This is a genomic window from Nostoc sp. NOS(2021), assembly GCF_017115025.1.
GTDB lineage: Bacteria > Cyanobacteriota > Cyanobacteriia > Cyanobacteriales > Nostocaceae > Nostoc.
This window is the reverse complement of sequence record NZ_JABXKM010000080.1, coordinates 1-10874: the sequence shown is the minus strand read 5'-3', so window position 1 is coordinate 10874 and position 10874 is coordinate 1. Positions and strand designations below refer to the sequence as shown.

General features: G+C 43.5%; 6 protein-coding genes, 1 pseudogene and 1 riboswitch. Of the genes and pseudogenes, 4 read left to right on the top strand and 3 right to left on the bottom strand.

Translation table 11 applies throughout. From position 1 onward, the window contains the following. Positions 1 to 371 precede the first annotated feature (371 nt). Entirely contained in the window at positions 372 to 2252 is a 1881-nt protein-coding gene (locus tag HWQ41_RS09785) for an ABC transporter ATP-binding protein (protein ID WP_292761978.1), read from the top strand. 147 nt (positions 2253 to 2399) lie between these two features. After that, a pseudogene (locus HWQ41_RS09780) lies at positions 2400 to 2852 on the top strand (DUF4351 domain-containing protein); the annotation flags it as partial. Positions 2853 to 2919: 67 nt separating this feature from the next. Here the strand turns inward: HWQ41_RS09780 and HWQ41_RS09775 are convergent. Next, positions 2920 to 3099 (bottom strand): hypothetical protein, encoded by a 180-nt coding sequence (locus HWQ41_RS09775; RefSeq protein ID WP_292761976.1) that lies wholly within the window; start codon positions 3097 to 3099, stop codon positions 2920 to 2922. A gap of 222 nt (positions 3100 to 3321) precedes the next feature. Further along, positions 3322 to 5241 carry a molecular chaperone DnaK gene (dnaK, locus tag HWQ41_RS09770; RefSeq protein WP_292761973.1) on the bottom strand — a complete coding sequence of 640 codons (1920 nt, stop codon included), beginning with the start codon at positions 5239 to 5241 and terminating at the stop codon, positions 3322 to 3324. Between the two features lie 844 nt (positions 5242 to 6085). Between dnaK and HWQ41_RS09765 the strand changes: the two genes are divergently transcribed. After that, positions 6086 to 6295 carry a hypothetical protein gene (locus tag HWQ41_RS09765; RefSeq protein ID WP_292761969.1) on the top strand — a complete coding sequence of 70 codons (210 nt, stop codon included), beginning with the start codon at positions 6086 to 6088 and terminating at the stop codon, positions 6293 to 6295. A gap of 542 nt (positions 6296 to 6837) precedes the next feature. Further along, positions 6838 to 7095: riboswitch (cyclic di-AMP (ydaO/yuaA leader) on the top strand. Between the two features lie 161 nt (positions 7096 to 7256). After that, the gene (locus HWQ41_RS09760; protein ID WP_292761967.1) at positions 7257 to 8549 is read left to right on the top strand and encodes a glycosyltransferase; all 1293 of its coding nucleotides are present in this window, start codon (positions 7257 to 7259) and stop codon (positions 8547 to 8549) included. Between the two features lie 124 nt (positions 8550 to 8673). On the opposite strand, the gene HWQ41_RS09755 is transcribed toward HWQ41_RS09760, so the two are convergent. Next, on the bottom strand, positions 8674 to 10473 hold the full coding sequence (locus tag HWQ41_RS09755) for a hypothetical protein (protein ID WP_292761965.1): 1800 nt from the start codon (positions 10471 to 10473) through the stop codon (positions 8674 to 8676). Between the last annotated feature and the right edge of the window lie 401 nt (positions 10474 to 10874).

The following is a 10874-nucleotide window of genomic DNA, read 5'->3' as shown; positions in this document are numbered from 1 at the left end:
CTGGTGCGCCAAATCTCACAGCATCTGATTTTATTGTGCAGGCGTAATTCACTTGAAACAGCAAACTTCGAGTTCCGAACAGCAAATTCCGAGTTCCGAACAGCAAATTCCGAGTTCCGAATAGCAAATTCCGAGTTCCGAACAGCAAATTTTAACAGCAGCCGTGGGTTTGTTCCCTTGTTCTTGGCGACAGATACCTGATGATTTCTGCATCACTGTAGAGGCGAAATAGGTAATCAAAGTCTTTTAGAGAGAAATTCCTGGCGTTGCAGCCTTGCGGTTTCTATCTCAGGCATGGTATCAGAGTAGCAGGCCAAATGCTACTTTAAACAAGCGTATTTTTTTACAAACATTAATATAATGCTCTTACTATGAGCATCTACCAATTTCTCAAAAAATCTTATACGCAAGACCGTCGCCCTGAAAATGACTGGCGGTTGTTTTTGCGTTTAGTGCCTTATGCCCGTCGTAGCGGACGACTGTTAACGCTCTCGTTGTGCCTACTGATACCGATCGCGCTAGCTAATGCCGTGCAACCATTGTTGATTGGCCAAGTGATCTCCCTGATTCGCCATGAACCAAGCGCTTACGAATTTCTCAGGAATCGCCCCTTGTCAGAAGGGCTAAATATCCTGGAGGGATTATTGGTAATTGCGATCGCAATCGGATTGATTTTGACAGGTTTGCAAGGTTATATAGTCCAAAAGCTAGGGCAACAAATCACCGCAGCAATTCGCCAAGACTTATTCCAGCATGTGACATCTCTAGCAGTACGCTTTTTTGACCGCACGCCCGTAGGTAAATTAATTACCAGAATCACCAGCGATGTGGAAGTGTTAGGCGATGTCTTTTCTACTGGGGCAATTGGCATTGTATCCGATTTGTTTTTGATGCTGGTGACTTTAAGTTTAATGTTTTCCATCCAGTGGCAACTCGCTTGCTTGCTGCTATTGATGCTGTTACCAATTAGCTGGGTAATTGTTTACATTCAGAAACAGTACCGCAAAGCCAATTACAAAGGGCGAGAAGAACTTTCTATCCTGAATTCACAGCTACAAGAAAATGTGCTTGGTATTAACGTCGTGCAGTTGTTCCGCAGAGAAAAATTTAATGCCGAATTGTTTCGTGCCACGAACAGCCGCTACACTCAGCAAATGGATAAAACCATCTTTTATGATTCATTTGTTTCAGCAACCTTGGAATGGATTGGACTGATTGCGATCGCATCTGTTTTGTGCGTAGGTGGTTTGTTGCTGTGGGAAAAAAACTTGACATTTGGGACTTTATCTACATTTGTATTGTATGCCCAGCGATTATTTGACCCTTTAAGGGCTTTTGCGGAAAAATTTACGGTAATTCAAGCTGGTTTCACTGCCATTGAACGCGTCGGCGATATATTGGATGAACCGATAGAAATCCGCGATCGCGCCAATGTCCGCTTCTCAATATTTGATGCTAAATTCGGCTACATAGACGAGATAGTTGCAAATCTAGAATCCCCAGACCTGACTTCCCCGCCAGAACTGGGAGAAATTCGCTTTGATCATGTCTGGTTTGCTTACAAAAATGATGATTACGTAATTAAAGACTTAGATTTTACCATTCATCCTGGTGAAAAAATAGCATTAGTTGGCCCCACGGGTGCGGGTAAAACTTCGATCATCCGTCTTTTGTGCCGCCTCTACGAACCCACCCAAGGACGCATTCTGATCGATGGCGTAGATATTCGAGAGGTACCACAGGCAGAACTGCGGCGCTACATGGCAGTAATTTTACAAGAAGGCTTTTTGTTTGCTGGCGATGTTAAAAGCAACATTTCTTTAGGAGACGGCTATACCGTTGAACAGATTCAACAAGCAGCAGAGCAAACCAACATTGCCCAGTTTATAGAAGAACTACCCCAAGGCTATGATACTCAACTTCGAGAACGGGGTACAAATATTTCTAGTGGTCAAAAGCAACTTTTAGCCTTTGCGCGGGCTGCCATTCGCAATCCCCAAATTTTGGTACTAGATGAAGCTACCGCTAGTTTAGATGTTGGCACAGAAGCTTTAGTTCAAGAGGCGTTAAACCAGCTTTTGCTCAGACGTACCGCCATTATTATCGCTCACCGCCTGTCTACAATTCGCAATGTAGACCGAATTTTTGTTTTGAAGCGCGGCGAATTAATTGAACAGGGAAGTCATGATCAACTACTGCAACAAGGAGGGCTTTACGCTACTTTACATAACTTGCAGATGTTGGGAAGTTAGGATATTTTATAATCCCAGGTGGAAAACTGCGATCGCTATCTTTGTAAGTTTTATGTTGATTTTCATTTCAGAGGTATAGGTTATCCTGCTTGCAGCCAAGAATCGAAGCGATCGCCTTTTGAGGAGATTGATCGGTGCGATTATTATTTGTTACCGTTAGCACCACTAGCAGCAACCACCCAACCCCAAGCCTTACTGCAAAGAGTTGTGGCAAGAGTGAATCAACTTGAGCCAGGACAACGAGCAGAAATCTCCGCTTATACCCAAATCTTAGCGGGGTTAAAATACAAAAAGGACTTGATTAAAAACTTATTCCGGGAGGGTATGATGCGCGAGTCAGTAATTTATCAGGAAATTCTGGCAGAAGGGGAACAACGAGGAGAACAACGAGGAGAACAACGAGGAGAACTACGGGGACGACAAGAAGGAGAACGATCGCTTATTCTCCGTCAACTTACTCGTCGCGTGGGAGAATTACCCCAACCAGCACTAGAAAGGATTGAAGCTCTCTCCTTAGAACAATTAGAAAATCTTGGTGAAGCATTGTTAGATTTTCAAGCGATCGCAGATTTAGAAACTTGGTTCAGCATATTAGAGTAGCATAGGCAGCATCCCTATCAAGCAAAAAAATATCTAAGCGATCGCTCAGAAAATTCGTTAGCGATATCTAACAGTCAACTATGCGTAGTTTACCGCCGTAGGCATCGCCTAAAATCGTCGTGTCATCGAAAATGCGATCGCACAAAATAATCATGTAATGGAAAGTGCGTAGTTTACCGCCGTAGGCATCGCCCAAAATCATCGTTTGTTTAATGAAGAGTGCGATCGCTTCGGGAACTTTTATCATGTCTATAATTGGGGAAACAATCGCCAAGTGATTTTCTTTGAGCGTGAGAACTATGTTTATTTTCTCCACCGAGATCAGGCAATCACACTACCTAGAACCATAATACAGTCCAAACCCAATATTGCTCTAACTCCAAACTCCTAAAAAAATCCCACCCAGGTATTTGCCTGAATGGGTAATATGAGGTGGGACAAAACAATCTTCCCAAAAGAAGTAAGGGAATTATTTGCTCTCTGTAAAATCAGCGTCAATCACATCGTCGCCGCTACTAGAGCTAGAGCTAGAGCTAGATGATGTGGAACCACCATCTTGAGGTTCAGCACCAGGTGTAGCACCGCCACCAGCTTGTTGATAGATGTTGCTACCAACAGCGAATAGCGCTTGTTGCAATTCTGGGGTGAGCTTCTTGATTTGCTCATCGTCTTCTTTAGCAACTGCTTCCCGCACTTCTTTCACCAAGCCTTCAACTTTGGTCTTGTCAGCAGGGGGAACTTTATCGCCCAATTCTTGTAGCTGCTTCTCAGCTTGGTATGCCAAGGAGTCGGCTTGGTTCTTGCGTTCAATCTTCTCACGCCGCTCTTTGTCAGATGAAGCGTTCTGTTCAGCTTCTCTCACCATCCGGTCAACGTCATTTTTATCCAGAGTGGAAGCGCCGGTGATGCTGATGGACTGTTCTTTACCAGTGCCTTTGTCCTTAGCGGTGACGTTAAGGATACCGTTGGCATCAATGTCGAACACCACTTCAATTTGAGGGACACCGCGTGGTGCAGGAGGAATACCATCCAGGCGGAAGGTTCCCAAGCTCTTGTTATCGTTAGAGAATTCGCGTTCACCTTGAAGGACGTGAATTTCTACGTTGGTTTGACCGTCCACAGCAGTGGAGAAGACTTCGGATTTTTTGGTGGGAATTGTCGTGTTGCGGGGGATAATTTTGGTCATCACGCCGCCCAATGTTTCAACGCCCAAAGATAGCGGTGTTACATCTAACAGCAAGATGCCAGTTACATCACCAGCCAGTACCCCGGCTTGAATGGCTGCACCAACTGCTACGACTTCATCAGGGTTGACGCTTTGGTTAGGGTCTTTACCCAATACCTGCTTCACAATCTGGTGGACTGCGGGAATGCGGGTAGAACCACCAACTAACACCACTTCATCAATATCCCCTTTGTTTAACTTGGCATCCCGGAGGGCGTTTTCCACAGGAACACGACAACGGTCGATTAAGTCAGAGCAAAGTTCTTCAAACTGGGCGCGAGTCAGGGTTGTATCCAGGTGCTTGGGCCCATCCTGGGTAGCGGTGATAAATGGTAGGTTGATTTCTGCTTGGGTGACGCTAGAAAGCTCAATTTTGGCTTTTTCTGCGGCTTCAGTCAGACGTTGTAAGGCTTGTTTGTCTTTCCGCAGGTCAATACCTTCGGCTTTCTTGAACTTCTCAGCTAAGAAGTCAACTATTTTTTTATCGAAGTCGTCACCGCCGAGGTGGGTATCACCAGATGTGGCTAGTACTTCAAAAACTCCATCTCCTACTTCCAGCACGGATACGTCGAAGGTACCACCACCAAGGTCAAATACTAGGATGGTTTCGTTACTCTTCTTGTCAAATCCGTATGCCAGAGAAGCAGCAGTAGGCTCGTTGATAATCCGTAGAACTTCAATCCCGGCAATTTTACCAGCGTCTTTTGTCGCTTGCCGCTGGGAGTCGTTGAAGTACGCCGGAACGGTGATGACAGCTTGCGTTACGGTTTCGCCCAGGTATTTGCTGGCATCTTCAACTAGTTTGCGAAGAACTTTTGCAGAAATTTCTTCAGGAGCAAACGGTTTACCAGCTATCGGACAATCTAATTTGACATTGCCGTTGCTGCTGAGGACTTTGTAAGAAACTTCCGTAGCTTCGTTACTCACTTCATCGTAGCGGCGTCCGATAAAGCGTTTGACTGAGTAAAACGTATTTTCGGGGTTCATCACCGCTTGGCGTTTGGCGATTTGGCCAACCAAGTTATCGCCATTTTTCGCAAATGCGACTACTGATGGCGTTGTCCGAAAACCTTCAGCATTAGCAATTACTGTGGGTTTACCACCTTCCATCACTGCCACGCAGGAGTTCGTTGTTCCTAAGTCAATTCCAACTACTTTTGCCATTTTAGGTGCTGGCTCCGTATAACTACAAATGAATGAATGAGAATATAAAGGACTAAATTTTGAACCAACTTTCAGGGTCAATAAATCAGACAGTTCAGCATGAATACCTTTGGTTTGGCTTTCCTGGGGTTAAAACTCCAGATTATGCTGATATATATACTGAAGCTTAGTGGTAGCCAGTCCATGAAGGGTGGTTTCCCGAACCTTGCTTGGGACGGTTAAACTAACTAAATTGTGTTTTTAGTTGGTTCATGGATTAATTTGCCTTCACTCTGTCTAATGTATAAGAATTAATACTTTCAGCAATTAGGGTGAACCGTAACGTCCGAGTGGTGTTTGCCGTCTTTAGAGGCAAAAAACTACAGAAGCACTGAGAATGGAAGGAGATTAAAAGGCGCGTCACCGATAGCGAGGCGTCTCCCAAGGGGAGAAGCCAAGGGCGAACGAGCGTCACAGCCCGCACTTCTCTACGAGACGCTGCGCGTAGCTTGCTTCCACGAAGTGGTACGGCAAGCTCAGTGACCACCGCAGGCATCGCTTCCGTAATCCCGTATAATCGGCAATATTTAGTAGTTTTCGTGGCTGTGAATTCGCTGCGCTCATGAATCCACGGTGTGGATAAAACAATCACTGCTGCAATTACTTAGTGTCTCAGTAACACGCTTTATGAGTCAAAGTAGACCATTCGTGAGAAGTTAAGGTAATTGCACTTTTGTCAAGAGGGTGCAGGAAAAGGAGACAAATCGAGCTTTGAAACTGGCGATCGCTTGGCTTTGACTAAGCTGTTGCGCCTAGAATTTGCATATAATAATAGAGAGGAATATAACTTAAGGTAGAGGTTGCTATGCCTGCTAAAGTTTTCCGAAAATCTTTAGGTGGCTTTTGCAGAATATTAGTAAATCATTCACAGGTTGATTTAGCAATATCATCTGACTTGAAACAGACTAAACCCATGATATTAAATATCCCACTATTTTTGATTAAGTTCTGGGTTTCTTCAACGGTTGGTTTCACACCCCAACCAAGATTATCGATGATATCCGCTAAAAATTGAGGGCGAATTGCGCTCTCTGTATCAGCAATAGCAGGTGCTAATAGGATAGATACCTGCCCTTTAATAAAGACACTATCAATTTTGATTTATCGAGCTATATAAGTGCGAATTAAGTTCCGAACATTTACAATTTTTGTTTAAGCTCCTCAAATAAACATTGAAGCAGATAGCGATAGAAAAGAATGGGGACAAAAGTACCAAATCAAGCCCCTGCAATAAATTGAATTACCCCTTTAGGCTGTGGATATAGAGCAACCCAACTGTGAGAAACTGGTTTAAATCTCAGCTTTAGATTCATATTTACCATGACTTCTTTGTAGATATATGCTGAATCTCCAAACTGAAGTTGCTGCTTTTCGGATTCTTTAAAAGATATTTTTGCAAAAGTGAGATGTTTCGCTGAACAATATAGTAAAAATAAGTACACGCAATTACTAGAATGTAGTAGCGTGGCAACACTAAAATGGTGTAATAGCTAACTTTTTTTGTTTATCCTCTTGACATGGTTGATGATCACAGGTTATAAACAATTTGAATAAAAATAAATCAGTCTGCCTAATCCATAGTATCCCTTAAAAAAATTTGTAAAGGGTAAACCGGAGCGGAGGAACCAAGTTTGGGGCGTATCTTGAAGAAAGTTAGGAGTTAATAGTGAGGAGTGAGGAGTTAAGAGTGAGGAGTTAAAAAGTTACTAAATACATAACTCATAACTCATAACTCATAACTCATAACTTTCTTAAGAAGGACATCTCTCAGTCCTAGCCCGTCAGCTAACTTCGTCGGCATTGAGAGGAGACTGAACGAGCAGCATTCTTATTAAGTAATGCCTTGTTCTCGTCAGTGTCCTTTGGCTGGTAACTTTGCGGTTCGTTGTGCCTGCCCTCGGCCTTGAGAGAGGATAACAATATCTTGATTTCTGGCGTCTGAGGCAGGATTGTTTGCCTAGAGGTGAAAATCAGCTATGTTCCAGAATAAGAAACATCGCATTGCTCTAATTTCTGTTGATGGTGACCCGGCTGTTGAAATCGGTCAAGAAGAGGCTGGGGGTCAAAATGTCTATGTGCGTCAAGTAGGTTATGCCCTAGCCCAGCAAGGTTGGCAAGTGGATATGTTCACTCGTCGTAGTAGTCCTGAACAAGCTGCGATGTCTACGACGGGCTACGCCTACGCCCAACATAGCCCAAACTGTCGTACTATTCGGTTAAAAGCGGGGCCAGCTGAGTTTATCGGGCGAGATAACTTGTTTGACTATTTACCTGAATTCATCGAAGAATTCCAGCAATTCCAGCAACAGCAAGGGTTCCATTACTCTCTAATTCATACTAATTACTGGTTATCATCTTGGGTTGGCATGGAATTGAAAAAGCAGCAACCACTGATTCAGGTGCATACTTACCACTCTTTAGGAGCCATTAAATACAGAAGTATTGGTGATGTTCCCGTAATTGCAGCCCAGCGATTAGCTGTAGAAAAAGCCTGTTTAGAAACTATAGACTGTGTGGTTGCGACCAGTCCGCAAGAGCAGAAACACATGCGGATACTCGTTTCCAGCAATGGAAAGATTGAAATGATTCCCTGTGGCACTGATACTGATAAGTTTGGGCAAATTCAGCGGTCTGCGGCGCGGGAAAAGTTGGGAATTGCACCAGATGCCAAGATGGTTCTCTACGTTGGTCGCTTTGACCGACGCAAAGGAATTGAAACCTTAGTACGAGCCATTGCCAAGTCTAGTTTCAGGGGTGAAGCTAACCTTCAGCTAGTGATTGGGGGTGGTAGCCGTCCAGGTCAGAGTGATGGAATTGAACGCGATCGCATTGCTAGCATCGTTACTGAACTGGGATTAGAAAATTGTACAACCTTTACCGGTCGCTTAGATGAAATTGTCCTCCCCTTCTACTACGCCGCCGCTGATGTCTGCGTCGTGCCTAGTCACTACGAACCTTTTGGTTTAGTTGCAATTGAGGCAATGGCGAGTCAGACTCCAGTCGTAGCTAGTGATGTTGGTGGGTTGCAGTTTACTGTTGTACCAGAAGTCACAGGCTTACTTGCGCCCCCTAAAGATGAAGTAGCTTTTGCTGCTGCCATAGACCGCATTCTCATCAACCCAGCTTGGCGAGACCAGTTAGGTGAAGCGGCTCGACAACGGACAGAAATTGCCTTTAGTTGGTATAGTGTAGCATTCCGACTGACTCAACTTTACACTCGTCTGCTGTCTGAAACTGCACCCAATACCCGACCCCGAATTGCAGTTTAATTTTTACACCTTTGAGCGCGGAACTAATAAGCTGTTCCACCTTTAATTTGCATAAATAGGGCGGGCATCTTGCCCATCCTACAAGAGTTTAATTCAATCTGCGATCGCGCCAACTCGCAAAGCATTAGGCAAGTCCTAAATAATTCCATATTTGGACGATAAACGGCTCTTGTTTACGCTCAAACATATCGCGTATTGAATGTGTACAGAAGGTAGCCAAATCATGAGATAGGTCTAATTTGGTAATCGCTGGTCTTCCAGGTAATTCCAATAAAACTTTAGATTCTCCAGTCGCTAAGTCAAGAGACTTGACCTTACCCTCTAGTCCACAAGAAAGTATGACATTGCGCTGCCAGTCAAAAGCAATATCATAAGTTGTTGCCATTCGACTACCGCGATCGCCAACAGTGATAACCTCACTAGAAGAAGCGACGATGGGGAGTGGTAATTTGCTCTTTGACGAGAAAACCTCATTCCACTCAAACACTCGAACTCCTTTATCCATTGCACAGAGTAACCACCGTCCATCTGGGCTAAAGTCCATTTTGAAAATCATTTCGTTAGAGGAAAAGGCATTTACTCCTTTACCTTGTTCGACACTAGCCATCCATGCTGTCCTGTCGAATGCTGCGGTTGATAAGATTTTGACAACTTTTTGAGTGTTCAAATCGATAATAGCTAATTTTGATTTACCCTCATCATCAGCCAGTAAGTAACGACCATCTGGATGAATTGCAATTTTAGACCCATGCCCAACTTTAATTACTGCAATCTGCTGTGAATTTTTAATAGAAGTGAGGATAATTTCGTCCTCTGATCGGCTGACTAGAATTTCCTCGTTTGGAGTGAATTGAACACTGCTAGTAGCTCGAACATGAGGAATTGTTTTTAGCAATTGTTTTTGCTCCAAGTCATATAAAGTTGCTTGCCAAGAGCCGCTAGCATGACCTACTGCCAAAAATTTTCCAGATGGGCTAACTTGCATCACATAAGCATTTTGTTCTAGCGGTAGATCAAGATTTGCTGATTGATCATTCCAAGGTGCAATGTAGTGTTTTATTTCAAGAGGTTGATTGTTATGTCCACGCCAACCTATAAAAAAACCACCTGTCTGGTCAGGCACAGAAATTGGTAGGTGCGGAAAATGTCTATTAGGAGTAGGACTGGACACTGTAACTAATAAGATACCTGCTATATTTAATTCAGTTAGAGCTTGATCTATCCTGGCTTTTTCTCTCTGCTTCTGTGCTAATTCAATTGAGGGATCTGGAATGTGAACAAATTCTGACCATCGTTCAATATCTTCATCCTCATCATCCTGAAGATATTCATAGCGAGTTGAAGCATTACTGATGTTGAAAAGTTGAGCAAAATCAGAAAATTGTTTTGCTGCTTGAAAAACTTCATCATGAGGCAACTCGCTAATATCAGAACTGTTTTCACCTGCCTCTAAACTTTCCAATATTTCTAGGCTTCTTTGATAGAGTTCCTCACGTTCTTCTTCAGAGGGAACTGTCAACACTTCAGCAATCTCTTCAATGGTTGTTTGATTGTTTGGTAGTTCAGCTAGTAAATCGGCAAATACTTCCGGCTTTCCACGCAATTGTGCTTTATGTTCTCTGGATATAGTCCCAAAATAGTCTGGATCTGAACTATATTCATCAACCAATTGATGCTCTCTGTAATAGGTGTAATAGAAAAAATCATCATGATGAAGAATGAGATAGAACAAATGTCCAGCAATTTCCTGGATGATCGCAGCAGTAAGTGTAGAATCTTGTGAAGGATAGACACTAATCCAACCGTTAATACATGGAGAAATTAAAAACTTTTGTTTCTCCTGTGCAGCAAGCCTTTTTACAATCTCTACAATTTCTTCAGTGTCGGTTGAGCGAATGTGAATAGAATCGTAAGAAGTGCCCATAGCAATTTTCAAAGATATCTGACTATTTGAGTGTACCCATCCTTTTCTTTAAAGACACTGTACTTTGAAAGACTCAAGCACTGTTGCTGTTGGCGTAAACAGATGCTCCTGTTGCAAATAAGCTAAAAGTTCTTGATTCCAATTAAGATTATTGGGTGCAATTCTCTGTGTATGATGATCCAGGAGCATTTGTTTACGACCAAAACTGTGGGGAAACGCACCGGATTGGGATTAGCCTAGACGCGGAGCGGTGAGGGTGTCGCAGTCTTCTCCCAAGGGGAGACGCTAAGAGCGATGGCGGTTCCCGTCGTTAGCGCAGCGTTAGCAACGTTAGGAGCGTCATATCATGTCCGGGTAATTATTTGTGATTCCCATAGTCATTGCACCCCACCCCTTAATCC